The following is a 23,204-nucleotide window of genomic DNA, read 5'->3' as shown; positions in this document are numbered from 1 at the left end:
CCTTGCCAGATTCAAGCGTAGTGACAGCGGCCGACACGATACGTCACCGACACCCTCCCCGATGGGTGCTACGCGTTGAGCGAAATACCCTGCGTTCGCCTCGTTTCTCTCAGGTGAACGTGGTTCTATAGAGGTACCGAGTTGAACGGTTCGGATTGAGAGGAGCATCACATGTCGACGATCACCACGGAGAACGGTGCGGTTGACGAGCTCGCCGGCGGGCCGCAACTCACGGCAGCCGACCGGTGCGACAGCTGCGGAGCCCAGGCCTACATCCGCGTTGTCGTGAACAACGGCGAACTCCTCTTCTGCGCTCACCACGGCAAGAAGCACCAGGAGAAGCTGTCAGAGATCGCGCACAGCTGGCACGACGAGACCGCTCGCCTGTTCGAGGAGCAGCGCGCGTAGTCCCACATCGGTTCCGCTGCCGACACGGCAACTGAGTTTCTCGAGAGGTTCGATCGGTGACGACGGGTGTGCGCAGGCAGGCTTTCGTCGACCTTTCGGCCATTGTCGAGAACTTCGCCCGAAGCGCGCCCTCGCCTGACCGCGTTCTCATCGATGTACGGGCCGATGCCTACGGACACGGCCTCGTCGCTGTCGTCCTCGCCCTGGCCGAAGCAGGCGGCTCCGCGTTCGTGGTCTCCAGACCGGCGGACGTGACCGCCCTCGCTGGGGTCGGGATAACGACTGCGACCGTCTATCCGCCCCCTCCATACGCATCGCCGGTCATCGGGCGATCGCTCTACGGGCTTGACGCGGCGCCGGCGCGCAGCGCGTTCCGCCTGGTCGGCGAGGTCATCGCGATCAAGAACGTTCCTGCACATCGAGGCGTTTCCTACGGCTATACCTACCGCACCGAGAAGCCGACCACGCTCGCGCTCGTCGCGCTCGGCTTCGCCGACGGCATCCCCCGCGTCGCATCCAATCGCGCCCCTGTCAGGATCGGCGGTTTCACCGGAAGAGTGACCGGGCGCATCGCCATGGACCAGTTCGTCGTCGACCTCGACGGCAACACCGCGTCGGTCGGCGACGATGCAGTCCTTTTCGGCGACGCGGAAGACGGCGAACCGACGCTCGCACAGTGGGCCGAAGCAACGGGTCTCGCCTCCGAGGTCATCGTGAGCGGCCTCGGCACCCGGATCGAGCGGGTCTACACGTGAGCGCAGACGCCCTCGCTACGCCGCTCCCCCGCGCTGTCGTCGACCTCGCGGCCCTCCGGCACAATGTGACCCGTCTCGTGCAGATCGCCGCTCCCGCCGAAGTGATGCTCGCCGTGAAGGCGAACGCCTATGGCCACGGACTGCTGCCGATCGCCCGAGCGGGTCTCGAAGCCGGCGCGACGTCGCTCGCGGTCCTGGAGATCCCGGCAGGGCTCGTGCTCCGCGACGCAGGAATCAGGGTTCCGCTGCTCGCCTGGCTGCACGGACAGCAGACGGATTTCCTGGCCGCCATCGAAGCAGACATCGAGCTCGGCATCTCAGCACGCTGGCAGCTGGATGCGATCGAGCGCGCAGCAGCGAACCGCCCGGCCGTCGTCCACCTCAAGGTGGACACGGGGCTCAGCCGCAACGGCGCGAGCCCCGAGGACTGGCCTGCCCTGGTCGATGCCGCGCTCGCATTGCAGGATGCCGGGATCGTGCGGATCCGCGCTGCCTGGTCCCACCTGGCCGACGCATCCATCGCCGACGATGAAGCGGCCCTGACCGAGTTCCACGAGGCTGTCACGGTCGCGCGCGAACGCGGTGCCGAGTTCGAGATCCTGCACCTTGCGGCGAGCTCGGCAGGAATCCGGATGCCGCAGGCACGTTTCGATCTCGTTCGGTTCGGCATCGCCGCCTATGGGATCTCGCCATTCGACGACGCATCGGGCGCCGACCTCGGGCTCATCCCGGTCATGCGGCTCGAAGCTCCTGTGACAGAGGTGCATCTCGACGGCAGCACCCGGGCACGAATCGGGATCGGGTTCGCCGACGGCATGCCGACCCTGGGTATGGCGAAGGCCTCCGTGCTCGTCAACGGTGCACGTCGCCCCATCGTCGACGTGGGCATCGACAGCACGATCATCGACCACGGCAACGACCGCGTTCGCGTCGGAGACACCGCCGTCATCTTCGGTTCAGGGCACGATGGCGAACCGACCGCCGAGAAGTGGGCGGACTGGGCTGAGACGATCGGTGACGAAATGGTGACCGGCGTGATGCCGCGCGTGGAGCGTATCTACGTCGGCTGAAGCCGGCCTGCTCAGCGAGCCGGCCTGGCGCCCGTCCTCTGAGCGATCGCGCGGCGTGCGTTCGCGGCAAAACCGTCTGCGGTCGCCAGCTCGCGGTTGATCGGCTGTGGCAGCTCTTCACCGCGGGCCAGGAGTGCCGCTGCGAGCAGACGGTCTGCGAGTACCGGGTTCATGGGAAGCACCGGTCCGTGCAGGTGAGTACCGACGGACTCACCGACGCGTACGCCCTCGACGCGCCGGCCCGTCGCATCCGGGCCGTTCCCGAAGCCCTCGACGACTGTTCCGAGCGGTACAGCGCCATCGTCGAGCACTGTCGTCGCCGAGTGGTTCTCGAAGCCGGCGAGTGTGCTGTCACTCGCCTCGACGACGATCTCACCAACGTGGCGTTCGACACCGAGTGTGGCCTGGGACGGAAAGATCCCCGCGCCGGGGAGCGTCTCGCCGTCAGAGGTGACCAGCTGGTGCCCGAGCAGTTGCCAGCCGCCGGCGACGGCGAGGATCGGAACTCCTGATGCCGCGAACTCGCGCAAAGCGGGCGCGATCCGGAGCACATCCGCGTGGACGATCCGCTGGGAGGACAGCGGCCCGCTGCCGATGTGGACCAGGTCGGCGGGCGCGAGATCGTCCCCCACGTCGTATCGCTGCACGACCACGTCGAGGCCGCGCCACTGAGCGCGCTTCACGAGTGCGCTGACGTTGCCGGCATCGCCGTTGATCCCCAGCTCGCGCGGGAACAGGTGCAGGATCCTCAGCGGGCCGGTCACGCGCTGCCCTCCAGTTCGAGGAAGCCGAGCTGCTTGCGGATGAGCATCATCTGCTCGTAATTGACGATCATCGTCTTCGTTCCGCGCGTCGGCTGCGGCAGCTCGAGAAAGGCCTTGAGCGCGGGCCGAAGCTCAGGAAGTACGGATGCCACCGGGATTCCGGCGTAGGCGAAGCGGGTGGCGAACTGCCACGCCTTCGTACCGGAGACCACGTCGACGTGGGTTATCGACGACAGGTCGATGTCGTAGACCCACGAAGGGTCTGGGGTGCCCTCGTCGACGGACACGAACACCTGCTCGGGCGGCTCCTCGAGGTAGTCGAGATTGAGCTGCAGGCTCGGCGGGTTCTTCATCATGATGATCTCGACGTCCTCGTCGCCGACGCGCAACGTCTCGCCGCGTCCGTAGACGGTGCGCAGGGTCGTCATCGCCCGTGCCGTTGCTTCGGCGGAGAACCGGGCACCGAGCACACGTAAGGCAGTCGCAGTCGCTCCCGCCGCATCCACTGCGTAGTGGAGCCCGCGGGCAGGAAGCGCGATCTCGACGGGGGAACCGTCGACGTCGAGAGTGGCGGTGCGTGCCGCCAACTCACCGACGACCACGCGAGGCACCGGGAGGACACCCTCGGGCCCGCCCCCGAAGTCCTCCACGTTCGCGAGCCCATTCGGCGAGGCGTCGATGAGGGACGGCACGACGCCGAATACGGTCACATCACGTCCCTGCGAAGCGAGCTCAGCGCCGATGCCCCGCAGACTGTCGTCGTCCGCGTTCACGACAACGAACTCGGATGCGGCACCCGCGATCGAGCGGAGCATCCCGACCACCCGGGCGGGTTCGAAGAAGCGGTTCAGCTGGTCGATCTGCACGTTCAGAAGGAGCGCGCCTCGCGGCTTGAGGATGGTCGCCAGATTTACGCCGTAAGCCTCGTCGACTTCGATCACTGCAACATCGCCCCGGACGTACCCGTCGAGCGGAACGGAGGCCAGCAACGCCGACGCGATGCCCTGCGGCAGGTTGCCGCCCGACGGGTTCGTGAAGACGTCGAGCCCGTGCTCGCGCAGGATCCCGGTCAGCATGTTCGTGGTCGTCGACTTGCCATTCGACCCGCTCACGAACAGCACGCCGAGCGGGAGCCGGGTCATCGAACGCTCGAGGAACCGCGGGGCGATCGCGAGAGCGACCCTGCCGGGGACGGCAGAGCCGCCCCCACGGAGCCGAAGCACCCAGCGAGCGAGACGACCGGCGATCACCGCCAGCCTGTACCGCACCCGGTGGCCTACTCGAGGTAGTCGCGGAGCGACTGCGACCGGGACGGGTGGCGCAGCTTCGCCATCGTCTTCGACTCGATCTGGCGGATGCGCTCGCGCGTCACCCCGAACGTGTCACCGATCTGGTCGAGAGTCTTCGGCATACCGTCACCCAGGCCGAAGCGCATGCGGATCACTCCGGCTTCGCGCTCGGAAAGTGAGTCGAGAAGGCTCTCCAGCTGCTTCTGCAGCATCGTGAATCCGACCGCATCCGCAGGAACGACCGCCTCGGTGTCCTCGATGAGGTCACCGAACTCGCTGTCCCCGTCTTCGCCGAGCGGGGTGTGCAGCGAAATCGGCTCGCGGCCGTACTTCTGCACCTCGATGACCTTCTCTGGGGTCATGTCGAGTTCGCGGCTCAGCTCTTCCGGCGTGGGTTCCCGGCCGAGGTCCTGCAGCATCTGGCGCTGGACTCGAGCGAGCTTGTTGATGACCTCGACCATGTGCACGGGGATGCGGATGGTGCGGGCCTGGTCGGCCATGGCACGCGTGATCGCCTGGCGGATCCACCAGGTGGCGTACGTGGAGAACTTGAACCCCTTGGTGTAGTCGAACTTCTCGACCGCACGGATGAGGCCCAGGTTGCCTTCCTGGATCAGGTCGAGGAACTGCATGCCACGGCCGGTGTAGCGCTTAGCGAGCGAGACGACCAGTCGGAGGTTCGCCCCGAGCAGGTGACTCTTGGCACGCTGGCCGTCACGAGCGACCCACCGGAGCTCACGCTCGAGCTCCTTCGGGATGTTCGGCGTGTTGGCGAGCTTGTCTTCGGCGAACAGGCCCGCCTCGATGCGCATCGCGAGTTCGACCTCTTCGGCCGCGTTCAGAAGCGCGACCTTTCCGATCTGCTTCAGGTAGTCCTTGACCGGGTCGGCCGTGGCACCCGTGATCGCCGCCGAGTAGACGGGGATGTCGTCGTCTTCGTCCACCGCGCGCAGCACGAGCGCACCGGTCGGAAGCGGCTCCTCCGGTGCGGACGGCTTCTCGTCGTCGTCATCGCCGGAATCGGCATCGGCCTCTGCGTCGTCGGTCTCTGCCTTGGGGTCGACGGTCTCCTCGACCTCGACCTCTTCGGTCTCGTCGATCTCGACGGCCGCGTCGTCGATTTCGACCTCGTCTTCCGCGTCGCCATCGGCCTTCGCGCTCGCACGCTTCTTCGGCTTCGCCTCTGCGACCGGGGTCGACTTTGCAGCCGTCTTCGATGCGCCCCGGGCGGCGGTCGTCTTCGCTCCGCTCCTGGCGGTCGCGGCCTTGCTCGTCGTGGCCGGCTTGAGAGCCGGCTTCACCGCGGCGGCGGCTGCCTCCGTGGGCACCTCCGCCTCGACGGTCTTTGCTGGTCGGGTTGCCATGTGAACACCTTTCATACCAAGCGGAGACGGGTTCGCACTCGTGTGCCACTGCCTGGCTCAGGTTGCATGCGGACATTACTAAGACCCATGTCAAGTCCTGAGTCTCTTCGCGACGATCGTAGATTCGTCGCACCCAGGATATGAACGGGTCCGATCATCAATTATTGCACGCTTTGAGTGAGCCCCCTGCCACGGCCTTGCCTCAGGCTTCGCGCCTCCGCCGCCTCCACGCTTCATTGAGTGCAACCCACAAGGGGGCCACTTCTATTCCTTCTTCCTGGGAAAGCCTGTGGCGCGTGCGCCTGCGCGCCCGGATCAGGAACACGACGCCGATGCCGATGATGACGTACTGGATGGCGAACGCCCACCGGAAGGAATCGAGTGCATAGAGATCGGATGGCTGTCCGGCCGCGATGTGGAGGTTGTTCTCGACATCGAGCGCCACACCGATCAGGAAGATCATCACGAAGCTCGCGAGGAATCCTCCGACATTGACGATGCCGTTGGCCGATCCGAGGCTGTGCAGCGGATTGGAGGTGCGGGCGAAGTCGAACCCGATCAGGGAGCCGGGCCCGCCGATTCCGATCGCGATCAGCAGGGTGATGAGGAGCCAGAACGGCGGCGTACCCGGCCAGAGCAGCACGGTCGCCCAGGCGAGCCCCATCATCGTGACGATCGCGAGCACGAGGTTGCTGCGCCTGAGCGGAAATCGTGCCGTGAGGAGTCCGAGGATGGGGCCGGAGATGAGGCCTGCAACGACCATCACGATCAGCAGCCCCGCGGCGACGCTCGGATCGATGCCGAGTCCATAGACCATGAACGGGAAACCCCACATAAGGCTGAAGACCGTTCCAGAGGACTGGGTCACGAAGTGCGACCAGAAACCGAGCTGCGTGCCCGGTCGCTGGAGGCTCACGCGCAGCAGCCGCAGCGACTCCGCCCAGCTGGCCGGCCGTGGCCCCTCGCGGGACCCGACAGGGCGGTCGGTGATGAACGCGACGATGCCGACGAGCGCGACGACCGACAGGGAGGCCGCGCTCAGGAACGCGGTCGTCCACCCCGACTGGTGCAGGATGAGCGCGAACGGGATAGCGGAGAGCACCTGCCCGAGCTGGCCGATATTGCCGATCCACTGCGAGAGCTGGGGCACGAGCCGACCGGTGAACCACGAGCTTGTGAGGCGGATGAGCGACGTGAAGATGGTGGCGTCGCCGGCCCCGACGAGGATGCGGCCGACGACGGCGATCCCGATCGTCGGTGCGAGTGCGACCGTGACCTGACCGGCGATCATCAGCGCCGTGCCGACGGTCATCAGCCAACGCGACCCCACGCGGTCGATGAGCACGCCCACGGGGATCTGCATGGCCGCGTAGACCATGAGCTGGACCACCGCCAGCGTCGAGAGCACGGATGCCGTGCTGTGGAACCGCTCGGTCGCAGCGACACCGGCGACCCCGATCGTCGTGCGCTGCATCACAGCCACGAGGTAGCCGAACACCCCTACCGCGAAGATCAGCCAGGATCGTCGCGAGTTCACCCTTAGAGGCTAGTACGACCGGGAGGCGCGTCAGCCAGGGCCGGACTTCGGGCGACGATGAAAGCCTGCGGGACCTTCTCTCGCGCGTCGGGTTGTCTTTCGAGGCGAGCATCCACCGACAGTCCAACATCCGCGAGCAGCCCTGCTACCAGGCTCGGTGAAAGCCGCCAGGCGTCGAGGGATATCGAATGCCCGTAACCCTGGTCGAGGTGACGTCGCTCATCGCCGACCTGGAATGCGAGGAGGAGACGGCCGCCCGGCGCGAGAACCCGCGCGAACTCCGCGAAGACGACCGGGAGCAATTCCGGCGGGGTGTGGATGATCGAGTACCAGGCGACGACACCTGCGAGCGATGCGCTCTCGATCGCAAGGTCGGTGATGGTGCCTTCCTCGAACCTCAGCCCGGGATAGGAGGCCCGGGCGACGGCGATCATGCCGGGCGACAGGTCGATGCCGAATGCGTCAACGCCGAGATCGTGCAGGTGCCCGGTGATGCGCCCGGGACCGCATCCGAGGTCTGCGACGGCGCCGGCGCCGTCGGCGCGCACGAGCTCTGCGAACGTCGCGAGGACGGCGCGATCCCACGGCTTGACCGCGAGCTCATCCCTCAGCAGTTCCGCGTAATCGGCCGCGACCGTGTCGTAGGCCGCGCGCGTGGTCTCGAGAAACGACTCGTCGACCATGCCGCTAACGCGACTGGCCGTTCTCGTCGTCGCCGTGGCGACGGAATGCGAGGAAGTTCTCGAGCTCCTGCGCGATCTCGTCAGCGGACGGGAGTTCCCCGTCTTCATCGGTCAGCGGGGACCGCAGTTGCGTGTCCTGCATGTAGCTGTCGTGCCGCTCTTCGAGTGCACCGACCAGGCGGCCGAGCTCCGGGTTCGACGCCACCTGCTCGTCGATGTTCGCCACGAAGTCCCTGTCTTCCTGGCGCAGACGATCCGTCGGGAAGATCAGGCCCGTCGCAGCGCTGATGCTCTCGAGTGCGGTGATGGCCGCAGCGGGATACTCGGTGTCGGCGAGGTAGTGCGGGATCAGAAGGATGAAACCTGCGATCGGGTAGGCGAGCTGCTGGAGTCGGTACTCGACGAGGTGCAGCGCGTTCGCCGGCACCTGGGTGTGCGGCTTCCAGATCGACATCGCATCGATCAGGTCGCCGCGGTTGCCACTGACAGTCACCCCGATCGGCCGGGTGTGCGGGACCGGCATGGGGATGGAGTGCACCCACGTGACGCCCTTGACCTTCAGCCGGTCGATCAGACCGAGTACCGCCCTGCTGAACCGCTCCCACTGGAAGTCGGGCTCGAACCCGGTGAGCAGAAGGAAAGGCTGGCGCAGCTCGTCGTAAGCGAGGTAGAGCTTGAGCGTGGCGGGCTCGTAGTCGGTCAGGTGGTCCTGGTCGAAATAGATGGTGGGGCGCCGCGCGCGGTAGTCGAGCAGGATATCGGCGTCGAACGTAGCGACGACCTCGTGGTCGAGTGTTCCGAGGAGGTAGGTGCCGAGCTGGGTGACACCCGCACCCGCATCAGCGAAACCGGTCAGGCCCGCGACCAGGTTCAACCCCTCCGGGACCTCACGGAGGTCTGGATTGAGTTCGTAGAGTTCGCCGGGATCCTGCATGTTTCAACTCTAAACGGCGGGCGCTGGACCGTTGCCGGGAACCGCGCGTGTGTGGGCACGCCCAGAGCGAACACCTGCCAACGACTACATTCGAGTCATGACTGTGCCTTCCCTCGCCTTCTCCTCATCTGTTCCGTCAAGCAGCGACACCGACGTGGTGGTGATCGGCGCCAGCGTTGTCAACGGTGCCGTCACTCTGGTCGCTTCGCCTGGCTTCGACTCCGTCGCCGCGCAGCTCGACGCCATCGGCTTCGGCGGGGGACGCGACGAACTCGTGCGGCTTCCGCGCGGCGGAGGCGAAGCGCCGGTCGCAGTGATCGGGATGCCGGCCGAGCGCGACACGGACGCCTTCCGGTATGCGGCGGGGTCGGCCATCCGCCAGCTCGCCGGTTTCGGTCGCGTCGCCGTCGCCATCGCGTTCGACGGCGACGAGGAAGCCGGGGCCCTCCTCGAGGGCGCGGCACTCGGCGCATACGCGTTCACCACGTATCGCGTGTCGTCGGCCGCAGGGGTGAAGGAGCCTGTTTCGGCCGTCACGGTCGTCGGTGAGGTGGCGGATGCGGATGCCCTGGTCGAGCATGCCGCAGCAGTCGCCGAGGCGGCGACCCTGGTGAAGGACCTCGTGAACACTCCCCCGCTGGACCTGTACCCGGCCTCGCTCGCCCAGGTAGCGCTGGACCGGGGCGCAGACCTTCCCGTGGAGGTGACCGTGTGGGATGAGGCTGCTCTCGAGGCAGACGGGTTCGGTGGAATCCTCGGCGTCGGCCAGGGATCGTCCCGCGGCCCGCGCCTGGTCAAAGTGGCCTACTCGCCGGCGGGTGCAGCCAGGCACCTCGCCCTGGTAGGGAAGGGGATCACCTTCGACACCGGCGGTCTGTCGCTGAAGCCCCCGACCGGGATGGTCGGAATGAAATACGACATGACGGGCGCGGCGACCGTGCTCGCGGTCACTCTTGCGGCAGCGCGCCTCGCACTTCCGGTGCGTGTGACGGCCTGGCTGTGCATCGCCGAGAACATGCCGTCGGGAACCGCGATCCGCCCGAACGACGTTCTGCGCATCCGCGGCGGCCGTACCGTTGAGGTTCTCAACACGGATGCGGAAGGGCGACTCGTCATGGCGGACGGCCTTGTCGCTGCAAGTGAAGAACATCCGGATGCGATCGTGGATGTCGCGACCCTGACCGGGGCCGCGCTTGTCGCGCTGGGTACGCGATATGCCGCTGTCATGGGCGACGACGACCTCGTCAGGCAGGTCGTCGGGGCGGCCGGGGCCACCGGTGAACTGCTCTGGCCGATGCCCCTTCCCGGCGAGCTCCGCGCGACGATCAACTCGGACGTCGCCGACATCGCGAACGCCAATCCGGGCAACACGGCCGGTGGGATGTTGCTGGCAGGCGTGTTCCTTCAGGAATTCGTCGGTACGAACGGAGAAGGCGATGACGCTGCCCGCATCCCCTGGGCGCACCTCGACATCGCCGGCCCCGCCAAGGGACCTGCTACGCCGTTCGGGTTCACCGGCAAGGGGCCGTCCGCCGTCAGCGTACGGGCGCTGCTCCGTCTGGCCGAGGACTTTTCGCGACAGTAGTAAGGTCGTAGAGGCAAGAAAATCTTGCCTTTCAACGCCTGCCCTCGAGTTACCCCTCAAGGGCACGGTCGTGTCACGAATCCTGATGCGCGAGGGAGTAGCTGGGTGTCTGAGCAGAACTTTGACATTGTGGTGCTCGGCGGTGGGAGCGGAGGCTACGCGGCAGCATTGCGCGCGAGCGAGCTCGGTTTCACCGTTGGCATGATCGAGAAGGACAAGGTCGGAGGCACCTGTCTTCACCGGGGCTGCATCCCCACCAAAGCCCTGCTCCACGCGGCCGAGGTCGCGGACTACTCGCGTGAGTCGTCGAAGTACGGCATCAACACCACGTTCGAGGGCATCGACATCGCCGGCGTCACGACGTACCGCGAGGGCATCGTCGCCAAGAAGTACAAGGGCCTCCAGGGCCTTGTCAAGGCGCGAGGCATCACGGTCATCGAGGGAACGGGTCGCCTGACCTCCCCGACGACCGTCCAGGTCGGTGAGGACACCATCGTCGGCAAGAACGTCATCCTCGCCACCGGCTCCTACTCCCGGTCGCTTCCCGGCCTCGAGATCGGCGGCCGCGTCATCACCAGCGAGCAGGCACTCGAGCTCGACTTCGTACCGAAGAAGGTCGCCGTGCTCGGCGGCGGTGTCATCGGCGTGGAATTCGCCAGCGTCTGGAAGTCCTTCGGCGCCGATGTGACCATCGTCGAGGCTCTTCCGCATCTGGTCCCGAACGAGGACGAGGCAATCAGCAAGTCGCTCGAGCGGGCATTCCGCCGCCGCGGCATCGACTTCCGGCTCGGTGTGCGTTTCCAGGGCGTGACCCAGAACGACGACGGCGTCGTCGTCACACTCGAGAACGGTGACACCGTCGACGCCGAGCTCCTGCTCGTCGCCGTCGGCCGTGGCCCGTCGACGGCGGGACTCGGCTACGAAGAGGTCGGCGTCACGATGGATCGCGGTTTCGTGATCACGAATGAGCGCCTTGCCACCAACATCCCCGGCCTCTACGCGGTCGGTGACATCGTCCCCGGTCTGCAGCTCGCGCACCGCGGCTTCCAGCAGGGAATCTTCGTCGCCGAGGAGATCGCGGGCCTGAACCCCGTCGTCATCCCCGATGTGAACATCCCGAAGGTCACCTACTGCGACCCCGAGGTCGCATCGGTCGGCCTGAGCGAAGCGCGCGCCGTCGAACAGTACGGCGCAGACAACGTGTCGAGCTACGACTACAGCCTCGCCGGCAACGGCAAGAGCGAGATCATCGGCACCTCCGGCTCGGTGAAGGTCGTTCGCGTGAACGACGGCCCTGTGGTCGGCGTCCACATGATCGGCGCTCGCGTCGGTGAGCTCATCGGCGAAGCACAGCTCGTCGTCAACTGGGAGGCCTACCCCGAGGACATCGCACCGCTGGTTCACGCGCACCCGACGCAGAACGAGTCTCTCGGCGAGGCATTCCTTTATCTGGCGGGCAAGCCGCTCCACACCCTGTAATCCGGCGCCCCGGCGCAGGACCTGCAATAAGCTACTGAACGAATTGGTTTGAAGGAGACAACGTCATGAGCGAATCCGTCAGCCTCCCGGCACTCGGAGAGAGTGTCACGGAAGGCACGGTCACCCGCTGGTTGAAGAACGTAGGGGACCGTGTCGAGGTCGACGAGCCCCTGCTCGAGGTATCGACCGACAAGGTCGACACCGAGATCCCCTCCCCCGTGGCAGGTGTGATCGAGTCGATCCTCGTGCAGGAGGACGAGACCGTCGAGGTCGGCACTCCGCTCGTAACGATCGGCGACGGATCCGGTTCGGGCGAGGCTCCGGCGGCGCCTGCCGCCGAGGCAGCGCCTGAGGCCCCGGCCCCGGCCGAGCCCGTGGCTGCGCCTGAGGCACCGGCCCCGGCCGAGCCCGTGGCTGCGCCTGAGGCACCGGCCCCGGCCGAGCCCGTGGCTGCGCCTGAGGCCCCGGCTCCCGCTGAACCTGCCGCTCCTGCAGAGCCCGCGCCGGTCGCCGAAGCTCCGGCTGCGCCGGCAGAGCCCGTTGCCGCACAGGCAGAGCCTGTCGCCGCACCGGAGCCCGTTGCTGCACCGGCAGAGCCTGTCGCCGCACCGGAACCTGTCGCCGCAGCGCCTGCTGCTCCCGCTGAGCCTGTTGCTGCTCCGGCGCCCGCCGCGGAGGCCCCTGCAGCTGCAGAGCCCGTTGCCGCACCCGCTCCCGTGGCGGCTCCCGCTGCAGCGCCGACCGGCGCACACGCCGGGTCCGGCTATGTCACCCCGATCGTCCGCAAGCTCGCCAACGAGCAGGGTGTCGACCTCTCCAGCGTGACCGGCAGTGGCGTCGGCGGTCGTATTCGCAAGCAGGACATCCTCGACGCGAGCGCCCCGGCGGCCCCTGCTGCTGCCGCGGCTCCGGTCGCAGCGGCAGCAGCACCCGAGGTGTCACCACTTCGTGGCACCACGCAGCCGATGTCGCGCCTCCGCAAGGTTGTCGCTGAGCGCGCCGTTCTGTCCATGCAGTCGTCTGCTCAGCTCACCACGGTGGTCGAGGTCGATGTGACCAAAGTGGCCGCACTCCGTGACCGCGTGAAGGCGGACTTCCAGGCGAAGACGGGCACGAAGCTCTCCTTCCTTCCGTTCTTCGCTCTTGCGGCAGCCGAGGCGTTGAAGACCTACCCGGTGATCAATGCGACGATCGATGGCGATTCGATCGTCTACCCCGATCACGAGAACATCTCGATCGCCGTCGACACGGAGCGTGGCTTGCTCACGCCCGTCGTTCGCAACGCCGGTGACCTCGATATCGCAGGCCTTGCCCGTGAGATCGCCGACCTGGCGGAGCGCACACGCGAGAACAGACTCAAGCCCGATGAGCTCGCGGGCGGTACCTTCACCCTGACGAACACGGGTTCGCGCGGCGCTCTCTTCGACACCCCGGTGGTCTTCCTGCCGCAGGTCGCGATTCTCGGCACGGGAATCGTCTCGAAAAAGCCAGTCGTCGTGAACGCCGATGGTACCGACTCGATCGCGATCCGCTCGACCGTCTACCTTGCACTGTCGTACGATCACCGCATCGTCGACGGCGCGGACGCCGCACGCTTCCTCGTGGCCGTCAAGAACCGTCTCGAGGGTGGTGCGTTCGAAGCGAACCTCGGCATCTGAGCCGAACTAGTTCTCGAAGAGCTCCCGCAGTCTCCAACCGGCCTCGCCCCTGACAATCAGGAGCGAGGCCGGTTTTGTATGCGCAGCCTCCCCCTCCTGCGCAGGCGAAGGAGGGGGAGGTGTCAACGCAAGGAGCGCGGCGTCGCCCATCCGTTCCAGCATCGAGACCTCGTAGCCACGGAAGTCGAGCCCTTTCACCGAAGCGTCCGTCCCACCTTTGCGGAGAGACGCCCGGTCACTGGAGTCGATCGCCGAGCCGGGTTGGAGCACCGGCTCGAGGCAGCCCGCATCACGCTGAGTGGAGAAACAGTCAAGGCGTGCCGCGAGCAGCCGGACAGCTGCGTCGACCGGGTCGTCTTGTTCCGCTGTACGCGGCGCCGCTGCCTCGGGGCTGTCAGACGATGCCGTCGGGGCAGTCGGCGTGGCTGAAACATGCGGCTCAGAATCCGGCTGATCCGTCGGCGGTGCGCTCGCTCCCCCGAGGGACGCTGAGGACGCAGGGGAATCGTGCCCGACAGCCGGCCCGGCGGCCACAGCAACCGCCACCGCGCAGGCGACCAGGAGGGATCCTGCCGAGTAGACAACAAGCTTTCGCTTCTTCTGGGCGCGCCGCACGATACCGATGGCGCGAATTCGATCCAGCCATCGACGAGATGATTCCTGGAGGCCGACCGTGGCGCTCCGCGTCTCGTGGCGCGTGACGACTGGCGATCGTCCCGCCCCCGGGGCCAGTGCGATCGAAGGCGGCGTCAGCAGCACGGGCTCCGGACGCGCGATGCCGAAGGCCCGCTCTTCGAGTTGCTGCCATCCGAACGCGTCGATCGACCGTGAGAGCCCGGAGTGCGACAGCGCCATCAACTCACCTGCGTCCGGGATGATTTTCTCGTCGCCGACGGCCTCAGCCAGAAGGGCGACGACCTCCCTGAAGCCGTCGTCGTCCGGAGCTGCGGCTGACTCACTGGGGCCTGAGACGGGCTCTGCCGCCACAGGAACGGCGTGTGACAGACCGACGACCACCGGTCTGCCATCGGCCGCAAAGACGACCTTCGAGGCCGACAGCGACCCGTGCCAGTGGCCTGCAGCATGGATCGCAGCCAGGGCGCGCACCATCGACACCAGGATAGTGACCGCTTCGCCCACCCTGAGGAATTCCCGGCGAGCGAGAAGGTCAGCCAGCGTGCCGCCGGGAAGGTACTCGAGACGGAGACCCGTGGCGTCCGTGCCCGGAGTGCCGAGCAGAGCGACGACGTGCGGTGACCGGACGGACGCGAGGATACGGTCTTCCCGAACACCGCCGACACCCCTCCCGTCGAATCGTGGAACCTTCAATACAGAGCGCAACGGTTCGAGCGGGCCGAAAGGGTCGGCGTCGATCGGCACGACGAGGCCGACGACGGCGGTTCCACCCTCGCCGAGCTCCCTGAGCACTCGGAACCCGGCCCCGGCTGCGAGCGCATCGAGGCGGACTTCCAGGCGCTCCTGGCTCTCGCGCACTGCTCGTTTCTGGCGGGATCTCATGACATCAAGTCGAGCCCAGAGGCGCGGACCGGCGAAGTCGGGCTTCCGGATCCGTGGATAAGTCGCGCAATCGCGCCGATGGGGAGGAGCCGAGAAGTAATTTCTGGACTCAGTCCATTTAGTCAAAAGATGCCGCGGGATGCGCTTAGACTGTTCCGGTGGTCGACTTCGTCGTCGCGGGGCTAAGCGCCAACTCCGTGCCGTATACCGAGGCCCTTCAGCAGCAGCGTGACTTTCACGCGGCTGTCGTTGCAGGCCGGGCGCACGATACCGTCATCCTCCTCGAGCACCCGTCCGTGTACACCGCGGGCAAACGCACCGAGGACTCCGAGAGGCCGACCGACGGCACGCCCGTCATCGACGTCGACCGCGGGGGCAAGATCACCTGGCACGGCCCGGGGCAGCTCGTCGGCTATCCGATCCTGCACCTCACCGAACCGATCGATGTGGTCGGCTACGTGCGGCAGCTCGAGGGGATGTTGATCGACGTCCTGGCGGCGCTGGCCGTCCCCGGCGTGCGGGTCGAGGGGCGATCCGGGGTCTGGATCGTCGGCGACGGACCGGACCGCAAAATCGCCGCGATCGGCATCCGCGTCGCCGAAGGCGTGACGATGCACGGGTTCGCACTGAACTGCTCGAACGGATTCGAAGCCTACGATCACATCGTCGCGTGCGGAATCCGCGACGCGGGCATCACATCCATCAGCCAGGTCCTCGGACGCACGGTCACGCCGACCGACGTCGTACCCCTTGTCAAGGACGCCTTCGTGCGCGCCTTCGGAGCAACCGAACTGGAGACAGTCGCATGACCGCAGCCCCCGAAGGACGCCGGATGCTCCGGCTCGAGATCCGAAACGCCGAGACACCCATCGAGCGAAAGCCCGAGTGGATCAAGACGAAGGCGAAGATGGGACCCGAGTTCCGTCAGCTCCAGTCACTCGTCAAGAGCGAGGGACTCCACACGGTGTGCCAGGAAGCCGGCTGCCCGAACATCTACGAGTGCTGGGAAGACCGGGAGGCCACATTCCTCATCGGCGGCTCGCAGTGCACGCGACGATGCGACTTCTGCCAGATCGACACGGGCAAGCCCGCTGACTACGACACGGATGAGCCTCGCCGGGTCGCGGAGTCCGTCGCCCAGATGAACCTGCGCTACGCCACCGTCACAGGCGTGGCGCGCGACGATCTGCCCGACGAAGGGTCGTGGCTGTATGCCGAGACCATCCGGGAGATCCACCGCCAGAGCCCGGGCACAGGCGTCGAGATCCTCGTTCCCGACTTCTCGGGCAATCCCGAATACCTCGGCGAGGTGTTCAGCGCGCATCCTGAGGTCTTCGCCCACAACGTGGAGACGGTGCCGCGTATCTTCAAGCGCATCCGGCCGGCATTCCGCTACGACCGGTCGCTCGACGTCATCACGCAGGGACGCCGGGCCGGCCTCATCACGAAGTCGAACCTGATCCTCGGGATGGGCGAAGAGCGCGCAGAGGTCAGCCAGGCCCTGCAGGACCTCCACGATGCAGGCACAGACATCGTCACCATCACCCAGTATCTGCGCCCCAGCCCCCGTCACCTGCCGGTCGCTCGCTGGGTACGGCCCGAGGAATTCATCGAACTGAAGCACGAAGCCGAAGAGATCGGTTTTCTCGGCGTACTCGCAGGTCCGCTCGTCCGTTCGTCGTACAGGGCCGGCCGTCTGTGGGCGCAATCAATGCTTGCAAAGGGACGCGAAGTGCCTGAAGGGCTCCGTCATCTGGCGGATGCGTCTCTCGGCTTCGCCCAGGCCGTGTCCTGAGCGCGAACACGGTCATGACACGCCCGAACGAGTCGGTATCCTAGAGACCATGGCACGCAGCAAGGACACGTCCGCGACGAAGGAACCAGGCCGTCTCAAGCAGATGTGGCAGGTGTTCCAGATGACCCGCCGCTACGACAACCGGGCCCTGCTCTACATCGTCGGCGGAATCGCGCTTCCGATCATCGCCGGCATCCTGCTCGCCGTCTTCCTGTCCGACGGCAACGTCTTCACGATGGTGCTCTGGATCGTCGCCGGCGTGCTGGCCGGCGTGCTTCTCGCGCTCATCATCCTGGGTCGACGAGCCGAACGTGCCGCCTATTCGCAGATCGAAGGCCAGCCCGGTGCGGTGGGCGCCGTCTTGCGCAGCTCGCTGCGCAAGAGCTGGCGTGGGTCTGAGATGCCTGTGGCTGTCAACGGCAAGACGCACGATGCGGTCTATCGTGCCGTCGGCCGTGGCGGGGTCGTGCTGATCAGCGAAGGGCCCAAGTCCCGGACCAACAAGATGATCGACGAGGAACGGCGCCGCGTGACACGCGTGCTCCCGAACGTGCCACTGACGACCATCAGTGTCGGGCCCGATGCCGACTCCGTGCCCCTGCACAAGGTTCCGCGTGCACTCACGCGCATCAAGCAGACCCTGACGAAGGCCGAGGTCATCGCCATCAGCAACCGCCTCGACTCGCTCGGAAACCAGATGCCGATCCCGAAGGGCGTCGACCCCCTCAAGGTTCGCCCGCAGCGCTCCCGCTGACATTATCCGTTCTGCATCAGAGACGAAGCAGGACCGTTCCCGCGATCTTGTCGTGGAATCCGCGCTGGTCTGAATCCCACACCAGTGCAGGCACGACGAGCGCGAGCAGAAGTGTGCGCACGACAGGCCGCCACAGACCGATCCACCCGCCCTTCAGCGCCACCAGGCGCAGCCCGAGCAAGCGGTGCCCGATGCTGCCGCCGATCGTCGGGATGAACACGATCTGCATGACCACGAAGATGCCGAGGTTCGCCCATGCGTCGTTGTGGAAGAACGGCAGGCCGACCAGTATGGCCAGGCCCCAGTCGATCGCCAGGGCGATGATGCGCCTGCCCGGTCGGGCGATCGATCCGCGACCCTCGTCGGGGAATCCGAGTCGCTCCCCCGGGTAACCGCTGGGGGCCATGTCTCCGGGGCGGGCGGACTGGGGATTCTGGCTTGGCACTCCCTGAGTTTACCTGCCCGGGGTACGCGTAACATGTTGGAAACATTAGCGACACCGAAGGGAAACCCCCTCCCCATACCCTCAGAGAGCGGGCCGCAGGTGCGGCTCGTCCCGTTCCAAGCCATTTGGGAGTCCCCCGTATGTTCCGTGATTCTTCCGAGGTGCTCAAGTTCATCAAGGACACTGACGTCAAGTTCCTTGATATTCGCTTCACCGATCTTCCCGGTGTCCAGCAGCACTTCAACATCCCCGCGTCGACCGTTGATGAAGAGTTCTTCTCCGTCGGCCAGCTGTTCGACGGCTCGTCCATCCGCGGCTTCGCGTCGATCCACGAGTCCGACATGCAGCTCATCCCCGACGTCTCCACCGCCTACGTCGACCCGTTCCGCGTCGAGCGCACCCTGATCATGGTGTTCGACATCTACAACCCGCGGAACGGCGAGATCTACGCGAAGGACCCTCGTCAGGTCGCCAAGAAGGCTGAGAAGTACCTGGCCTCCACAGGGATCGCGGACACCGCCTTCTTCGCCCCCGAGGCGGAGTTCTACATCTTCGACGACGTGCGCTACGAGGTGAAGCAGAACTCCAGCTTCTACTCGGTGGACTCTGAGGAAGGCGCCTGGAACTCCGGCCGCGAAGAAGAGGGCGGCAACCTCGCCAACAAGACTCCGTACAAGGGTGGATACTTCCCGGTCAGCCCCGTCGACAAGCAGGCGGACCTGCGCGACGACATCTCGCTCAAGCTGATCGATGCCGGCCTCATCCTCGAGCGCGCACACCACGAGGTGGGCTCCGGCGGCCAGGCGGAGATCAACTACCGCTTCGACACCATGGTGCACGCGGCCGACGACATCCTGAAGTTCAAGTACATCGTGAAGAACACGGCGAACCAGTGGGGCAAGACGGCGACGTTCATGCCGAAGCCGCTGTTCGGCGACAACGGTTCGGGCATGCACACGCACCAGTCGCTCTGGAACGACGGCAAGCCGCTGTTCTACGACGAAGCGGGCTACGGTGGCCTGTCCGACATCGCACGCTGGTACATCGGTGGCCTCCTCGCCCACGCGCCCGCGGTGCTCGCCTTCACCAACCCGACGGTCAACTCCTACCACCGGCTGGTCCCCGGCTTCGAGGCCCCGGTCAACCTGGTCTACTCGGCCGGTAACCGTTCCGCGTCGATCCGTATCCCGATCACGGGTACCAACCCGAAGGCGAAGCGCATCGAGTTCCGCGCTCCGGATGCGTCGGGCAACCCGTACCTCGCGTTCGCCGCTCAGCTGATGGCGGGCCTCGACGGCATCAAGAACCGCATCGAGCCGCACGAGCCGGTCGACAAGGACCTCTACGAGCTTCCTCCCGAGGAGGCCAAGAGCATCCCGCAGGTGCCCGGCACCCTCGCCGAGGTGCTTGACGCGCTGGAAGCCGACCACGACTTCCTGCTCGCCGGCAACGTGTTCACCCCGGAGCTCATCGAGACGTGGATCGACTACAAGCGCGAGAAGGAGATCAAGCCCCTCGCGCAGCGTCCGCACCCGTTCGAGTATGAGCTCTACTACGGGGTGTAATCACCCACACAGCGAAGAGCCCCGGTCAGGAGATGTTCCTGACCGGGGCTCTGCTTTTCAGTCCTTGCGGGGCAGACCGAGGAAGTTCACCAGAATCTCCTGCCAGTTCTGGGCGCTTCCCGTGAAAGTCCCCTGCTGCGAGTTCGACTGGATGTCGTAGAACTCTCCCGTTCGCGTGATCAGGACCTCGTAATCCGGGTTGCCATCGGCGGTAACCGTCATCGTGTCGGCGTCGACCTGCGTGAGCGTGTAGGTGAGGTCGGCCGTCTTCCAGGCGGTCATCGACCCGTTATCGAGTGGCAGCACGGGCGGCGTCGCCGCGTCGCGATCGAGCGGTCTCAGGCTGAAGGCGACCGGGTAGGTCTCGTTCGCGTCCTCTTCGACGGGGAGATCGGTGGGCCGGTCATAGATCATCCCGTCGGGGAAGATCACAAGCGGTGGCAGGGTGTCGACCACCCGGGAGTCGTGGTCGGGTCTGCCCTCGAACGAGATCACGTAAGTCATGCCCGAACTCTATCCGGGGTGACCGCCCCCGCGACAGACGCGCGCGGAGACCCCGGCCACGACCTCATGCTGTCGATGGTGCCGGACGCTCGACCTGACCGTAGAACGTCCGCTCGAAGACAGCCCTCGAGCGTCGCGTCACCGCGAGGTAATCCTGTTCGAGAGCGCTTGCCGAGCCCGGCGGATATTCGAGCAGGCGCGCGACTCCCTCGAGCTGCACCCTGTCGACCGGCAGCACGTCCGCCGTCTTGTTCGACCAGAGCGTCATCGCCGACCGCGCACGCGAGGCGAAGATCCACGCCTCACGCAGTCGGGCCGCATCCGGTTCGGAGACGAGCCCGGAGTGCGCCGCGACGGCCAGCGCTTCGAGGGTCGACGTCGTGCGCAGCGCCGGGTGCGCTGCGGCATGTTCGAGCTGGATGAGCTGGACGAACCATTCCACATCGCTGAGTGAGCCGCGCCCGAGCTTGAGGTGCCGCGTTGGGTCCGCGCCCTGGGGAAGCCGCTCATTCTCGACCCGCGCCTTGATGCGACGCACTTCCCGCACGGCCTGCTCGCTGATCTGGGCGGGATAGCGAACCTCGTCGGCCAGCGCCGTGAAATCGTCGAGAAGGGTCGCGTCGCCGGCGACACCGCGAGCACGCAGCAAGGCCTGCGCCTCCCAGGTAAGGGACCAACGCTGATAGTACGCACGGTAAGAATCGAGCGAGCGGACAGGAGGCCCGTTCTTGCCTTCCGGGCGGAGGCCGATGTCGAGGTCGAGAGGAAGCCGATTGTCTTCGGTGAGCCGGCCGAGCTCACTCACGATGGCTTTCGCCGTGGTATGAGCCGCGTCGATGTCATTCTCACGCGCCCGGAACACGTACATGACGTCTGCATCTGAACCGAAGCCGAGTTCGCGTCCGCCGAACCGCCCCATGCCGATCACGGCGAACTCGGTGCTCCGGCCGTCGGGCCGCTCCTGCCGGATCGCTTCGAGCACACCGACGATGACGTTCTCGGTGACGTCGGTGAGACCTTGAGCGAGCTCGTCGACCGTGCAGAAGCCCAGGATGGCGGAGAACGCGAGACGCAGCACCTCTCTCCTGCGCGCCGCTCTCAAGGCCGCGGCCGCGGGCTCGGCGGATGCGTGGCGCGCGAGGATCGCTCGCGTCTCCTCGCCGAGGAGGGTGGCCGAACGCGGACGAAGTTCTTCTTCGGACTCCAGCCACGCAACAGATTCGGGGATCCCGCCGAGCAGCTCGCCCGCGAAGCGTGAACCGGAGAGCACCCGGGTAAGGCGCTCGGCCGCGCCGGATGCGTCGCGCAGCATCCGAAGGAACCAATGCGTCGAACCGAGGTCCTCGCTGAGCCGGCGGAAGGTCAGGAGCCCGTAGTCGGGATCGGCACCTGCGGCGAACCACTGGAGCATGACCGGAATGAGCGTGCGCTGGATGGCCGCTCGCCGGGAGACTCCGCCGGTCAACGCCCCGATATGCACCAGCGCCCCCCGTGGGTCGCGGAAACCGATGGCCGCCAGTCGTGCCTCGGCTTGCGCGCTCGTCAGGTTGAGGCCTTCGCTCGGCAGGGCGGCGACGGCGCTCAGGAGCGGACGATAGAACAGTCGTTCATGGAGGCCGCGCACACGGTGCTTGATTGCCAGCCAGCGATCTTCCAGCTCCGCAGCCCCGGATGCCAGGCCCGTTGCACGCGCGAGAACCCGAACGTCTCCTTCGTCGCGCGGCATGAGATGGGTTCTGCGCAGGTGGCGGAGCTGAAGTCGGTGCTCCATCAGGCGAAGGGTGCGGTAGTCGCGGGAGAAGTCGGCGGATTCGACGCGACCGATGTAACCCTGTGCTGCGAGTGCGGCCAGCGCCGGAAGCGTTCCGGCCTGCCTCACACGGTCGTCGAGCTGCCCGTGCACGAGCTGGAGCAGCTGCACGGTGAACTCGATGTCGCGCAGGCCACCCGGGCCGAGTTTGAGCTGGTACTCGACCTCATCATCGGGGATGTTGTCGGTGACGCGCTCGCGCATCCGCTGCACAGACTCGACGAAGTTCTCACGCGACGCGCTCGCCCAGACCTTGGGCGCGAGAGCCTCGATGTAGCGGGCACCGAGGCCGGTGTCGCCGGCGAGTGGACGCGCCTTCAGCAAAGCCTGGAATTCCCACCCCTTCGCCCAGCGATCGTAGTAGGCGAGATGCGACTCGAGGGTGCGTACAAGCGCCCCGTCTTTTCCCTCCGGCCGCAGGTTCGGGTCGACCTCCCATAAGCTCGGCTCGAGTGCGGGCGCGTCGATGCCGCGCATCATCAGGATGGCGAGGCGGGTCGCGATGTCGACGGCGCGACCCGAGGACACGCCCTCGTCTTCGTCGCCGTCGGCCACGAAGATCACGTCGACGTCGCTCACGTAGTTCAGTTCGTGTGCGCCGGCCTTGCCCATGCCGATCACGGCGAAGCGCGTCGCACGCACCTCGGCTTCGGGAAACCGGCCGGGGCCCGATCCGCTCGCCATGCGTCGGGCCACGGCGAGCGATGCCTCGAGCGCGGCGGCGGCGAGGTCGGAGAGGGTCGCTGCGACCGCATCCAGACCGTCGACCGGATCCGCCTGTTCGAGGTCGAAACTTGCGATCTGCGCCAGGCGGCGGCGATAGCGCACACGCAGCTGCGTCCACGCGGCCTCGTCGACCTCTGCGGCGAACCCGTCGACGGCGCCGACGGCATCCAGAAGGTCGGCGCGGAGCACGTCAGCAGTCGGGAGCGCCTCCACCTGGCGGGACAGCGACGCCAGCTCGGCCGGCTGCCGGAGGAAGAACTCGGCGAACCCGGTTGACGCTCCGATGACCCGGAGGATGCGCTGGGCATCGGCCGCTCGTTCGAAGAACGGTCGTGCCTGGTCGGGTACCCTCCGCAGAAGCGTGAGCGCCTCGATCAGTGCAGCGTCGGGCTCGGCAGACACCGTGAGACTGGCAAGCAGGGAATCACTTGCGAGGCCTGTCAGCTCGGACAGTTCTTCGAGCCGTTCCCCCGCCTTGCCGAGATCGACGAACCCGGCTCGCGCCAGGGACGTCAGGGTGAGCTGCTCGCGCGTCATCGGACGGGACTGCCGGGTGCGGCG

The 23,204-nt window shown here is 66.6% G+C and carries 20 protein-coding genes; 10 read left to right on the top strand and 10 right to left on the bottom strand.

Features of this window, described 5'->3' with window-relative positions:
* Positions 1-171 precede the first annotated feature (171 nt).
* From ACPPVQ_RS10585 to alr, 3 genes are read left to right on the top strand one after another with little or no spacing between them, the layout of a single operon-like run.
* Positions 172-408 (top strand): DUF7455 domain-containing protein, encoded by a 237-nt coding sequence (locus tag ACPPVQ_RS10585; RefSeq protein WP_163289797.1) that lies wholly within the window; start codon positions 172-174, stop codon positions 406-408.
* Positions 409-464: 56 nt separating this feature from the next.
* Entirely contained in the window at positions 465-1,163 is a 699-nt protein-coding gene (locus ACPPVQ_RS10580) for an alanine racemase C-terminal domain-containing protein (protein ID WP_426515063.1), read from the top strand.
* Complete coding sequence (gene alr, locus ACPPVQ_RS10575) at positions 1,160-2,233, top strand: alanine racemase (protein WP_426515062.1); 1,074 nt, start codon at positions 1,160-1,162, stop codon at positions 2,231-2,233. Before ACPPVQ_RS10580 ends, alr begins: the two co-directional genes overlap by 4 nt.
* Positions 2,234-2,244: 11 nt before the next feature.
* Here the strand turns inward: alr and ACPPVQ_RS10570 are convergent, their stop codons facing one another.
* The 6 genes from ACPPVQ_RS10570 to ACPPVQ_RS10545 all read right to left on the bottom strand — a co-directional run bounded on the left by ACPPVQ_RS10570 (position 2,245) and on the right by ACPPVQ_RS10545 (position 8,804).
* Complete coding sequence (locus ACPPVQ_RS10570) at positions 2,245-2,997, bottom strand: type 1 glutamine amidotransferase (RefSeq protein ID WP_426515061.1); 753 nt, start codon at positions 2,995-2,997, stop codon at positions 2,245-2,247.
* A complete protein-coding gene (locus ACPPVQ_RS10565; RefSeq protein ID WP_426515060.1) occupies positions 2,994-4,265 on the bottom strand; it encodes a MurT ligase domain-containing protein in 1,272 nt (423 codons plus the stop codon). Before ACPPVQ_RS10565 ends, ACPPVQ_RS10570 begins: the two co-directional genes overlap by 4 nt.
* 8 nt (positions 4,266-4,273) lie before the next feature.
* Positions 4,274-5,650 (bottom strand): RNA polymerase sigma factor, encoded by a 1,377-nt coding sequence (locus ACPPVQ_RS10560; RefSeq protein WP_426515059.1) that lies wholly within the window; start codon positions 5,648-5,650, stop codon positions 4,274-4,276.
* 202 nt (positions 5,651-5,852) lie between these two features.
* Positions 5,853-7,187, bottom strand: a complete 1,335-nt coding sequence (locus ACPPVQ_RS10555) for an MFS transporter (RefSeq protein ID WP_426515058.1) — start codon at positions 7,185-7,187, stop codon at positions 5,853-5,855.
* A gap of 2 nt (positions 7,188-7,189) precedes the next feature.
* Positions 7,190-7,870, bottom strand: coding sequence for a class I SAM-dependent DNA methyltransferase (locus ACPPVQ_RS10550; protein ID WP_426515057.1), 681 nt, complete (start codon positions 7,868-7,870; stop codon positions 7,190-7,192).
* Between the two features lie 4 nt (positions 7,871-7,874).
* Positions 7,875-8,804, bottom strand: coding sequence for a proteasome assembly chaperone family protein (locus ACPPVQ_RS10545; protein ID WP_426515056.1), 930 nt, complete (start codon positions 8,802-8,804; stop codon positions 7,875-7,877).
* A 97-nt stretch (positions 8,805-8,901) separates the two neighbouring features.
* On the opposite strand from ACPPVQ_RS10545, the gene ACPPVQ_RS10540 reads away from it, so the two are divergent.
* The 3 genes from ACPPVQ_RS10540 (at position 8,902) to sucB (ending at position 13,526) form a co-directional block, all read left to right on the top strand.
* Positions 8,902-10,389 (top strand): leucyl aminopeptidase, encoded by a 1,488-nt coding sequence (locus ACPPVQ_RS10540; RefSeq protein WP_426515055.1) that lies wholly within the window; start codon positions 8,902-8,904, stop codon positions 10,387-10,389.
* Between the two features lie 105 nt (positions 10,390-10,494).
* Complete coding sequence (gene lpdA / locus ACPPVQ_RS10535) at positions 10,495-11,868, top strand: dihydrolipoyl dehydrogenase (RefSeq protein WP_426515054.1); 1,374 nt, start codon at positions 10,495-10,497, stop codon at positions 11,866-11,868.
* Between the two features lie 65 nt (positions 11,869-11,933).
* Positions 11,934-13,526: a 2-oxoglutarate dehydrogenase, E2 component, dihydrolipoamide succinyltransferase gene (sucB, locus tag ACPPVQ_RS10530; protein ID WP_426515053.1), complete on the top strand. Its 1,593-nt coding sequence runs from the start codon at positions 11,934-11,936 to the stop codon at positions 13,524-13,526.
* 6 nt (positions 13,527-13,532) lie between these two features.
* On the opposite strand, the gene ACPPVQ_RS10525 is transcribed toward sucB, so the two are convergent.
* Positions 13,533-15,044 (bottom strand): hypothetical protein, encoded by a 1,512-nt coding sequence (locus ACPPVQ_RS10525; RefSeq protein WP_426515052.1) that lies wholly within the window; start codon positions 15,042-15,044, stop codon positions 13,533-13,535.
* Positions 15,045-15,202: 158 nt separating this feature from the next.
* Here ACPPVQ_RS10525 and lipB point away from each other — a divergent pair, with 158 nt between their 5' ends.
* The 3 genes from lipB to ACPPVQ_RS10510 are packed head-to-tail and all read left to right on the top strand — an operon-like array spanning position 15,203 to position 17,593.
* Positions 15,203-15,853 (top strand): lipoyl(octanoyl) transferase LipB, encoded by a 651-nt coding sequence (gene lipB, locus ACPPVQ_RS10520; protein WP_426515051.1) that lies wholly within the window; start codon positions 15,203-15,205, stop codon positions 15,851-15,853.
* A complete protein-coding gene (lipA, locus tag ACPPVQ_RS10515) occupies positions 15,850-16,839 on the top strand; it encodes a lipoyl synthase (RefSeq protein ID WP_426515050.1) in 990 nt (329 codons plus the stop codon). The genes lipB and lipA overlap by 4 nt, the downstream gene beginning before the upstream one ends.
* Positions 16,840-16,888: 49 nt before the next feature.
* The gene (locus ACPPVQ_RS10510) at positions 16,889-17,593 is read left to right on the top strand and encodes a DUF4191 domain-containing protein (protein ID WP_426515049.1); all 705 of its coding nucleotides are present in this window, start codon (positions 16,889-16,891) and stop codon (positions 17,591-17,593) included.
* Positions 17,594-17,609: 16 nt separating this feature from the next.
* Here the strand turns inward: ACPPVQ_RS10510 and ACPPVQ_RS10505 are convergent, their stop codons facing one another.
* Complete coding sequence (locus ACPPVQ_RS10505; protein WP_426521223.1) at positions 17,610-17,999, bottom strand: RDD family protein; 390 nt, start codon at positions 17,997-17,999, stop codon at positions 17,610-17,612.
* Between the two features lie 179 nt (positions 18,000-18,178).
* Here ACPPVQ_RS10505 and glnA point away from each other — a divergent pair, with 179 nt between their 5' ends.
* Positions 18,179-19,603 (top strand): type I glutamate--ammonia ligase, encoded by a 1,425-nt coding sequence (gene glnA / locus ACPPVQ_RS10500; RefSeq protein WP_426515048.1) that lies wholly within the window; start codon positions 18,179-18,181, stop codon positions 19,601-19,603.
* A 57-nt stretch (positions 19,604-19,660) separates the two neighbouring features.
* Here the strand turns inward: glnA and ACPPVQ_RS10495 are convergent, their stop codons facing one another.
* Complete coding sequence (locus ACPPVQ_RS10495) at positions 19,661-20,107, bottom strand: hypothetical protein (protein ID WP_426515047.1); 447 nt, start codon at positions 20,105-20,107, stop codon at positions 19,661-19,663.
* A gap of 64 nt (positions 20,108-20,171) precedes the next feature.
* The gene (locus ACPPVQ_RS10490) at positions 20,172-23,180 is read right to left on the bottom strand and encodes a bifunctional [glutamine synthetase] adenylyltransferase/[glutamine synthetase]-adenylyl-L-tyrosine phosphorylase (protein WP_426515046.1); all 3,009 of its coding nucleotides are present in this window, start codon (positions 23,178-23,180) and stop codon (positions 20,172-20,174) included.
* Positions 23,181-23,204 lie beyond the last annotated feature (24 nt).

The sequence above is a fragment of the Leifsonia sp. McL0618 genome (genome assembly GCF_049994905.1).
Taxonomy (GTDB): Bacteria; Actinomycetota; Actinomycetes; order Actinomycetales; family Microbacteriaceae; genus Diaminobutyricibacter.
Note: the sequence above shows the minus strand (reverse complement) of the source record. Positions and strands in the feature narration are given on the sequence as shown.

Bases quoted from the DNA above. Each gene is read 5' to 3' on its own strand.
- ACPPVQ_RS10490 (WP_426515046.1), bottom strand. From the start codon at position 23,180: ATGACGCGCGAGCAGCTCACCCTGACGTCCCTGGCGCGAGCCGGGTTC.
- ACPPVQ_RS10560 (WP_426515059.1), bottom strand. From the start codon at position 5,650: ATGGCAACCCGACCAGCAAAGACCGTCGAGGCGGAGGTGCCCACGGAG.
- ACPPVQ_RS10505 (WP_426521223.1), bottom strand. From the start codon at position 17,999: ATGGCCCCCAGCGGTTACCCGGGGGAGCGACTCGGATTCCCCGACGAG.
- ACPPVQ_RS10525 (WP_426515052.1), bottom strand. From the start codon at position 15,044: ATGAGATCCCGCCAGAAACGAGCAGTGCGCGAGAGCCAGGAGCGCCTG.
- ACPPVQ_RS10545 (WP_426515056.1), bottom strand. From the start codon at position 8,804: ATGCAGGATCCCGGCGAACTCTACGAACTCAATCCAGACCTCCGTGAG.
- sucB (WP_426515053.1), top strand. From the start codon at position 11,934: ATGAGCGAATCCGTCAGCCTCCCGGCACTCGGAGAGAGTGTCACGGAA.
- glnA (WP_426515048.1), top strand. From the start codon at position 18,179: ATGTTCCGTGATTCTTCCGAGGTGCTCAAGTTCATCAAGGACACTGAC.
- ACPPVQ_RS10540 (WP_426515055.1), top strand. From the start codon at position 8,902: ATGACTGTGCCTTCCCTCGCCTTCTCCTCATCTGTTCCGTCAAGCAGC.
- lipA (WP_426515050.1), top strand. From the start codon at position 15,850: ATGACCGCAGCCCCCGAAGGACGCCGGATGCTCCGGCTCGAGATCCGA.
- ACPPVQ_RS10550 (WP_426515057.1), bottom strand. From the start codon at position 7,870: ATGGTCGACGAGTCGTTTCTCGAGACCACGCGCGCGGCCTACGACACG.
- ACPPVQ_RS10510 (WP_426515049.1), top strand. From the start codon at position 16,889: ATGGCACGCAGCAAGGACACGTCCGCGACGAAGGAACCAGGCCGTCTC.
- ACPPVQ_RS10585 (WP_163289797.1), top strand. From the start codon at position 172: ATGTCGACGATCACCACGGAGAACGGTGCGGTTGACGAGCTCGCCGGC.
- ACPPVQ_RS10495 (WP_426515047.1), bottom strand. From the start codon at position 20,107: ATGACTTACGTGATCTCGTTCGAGGGCAGACCCGACCACGACTCCCGG.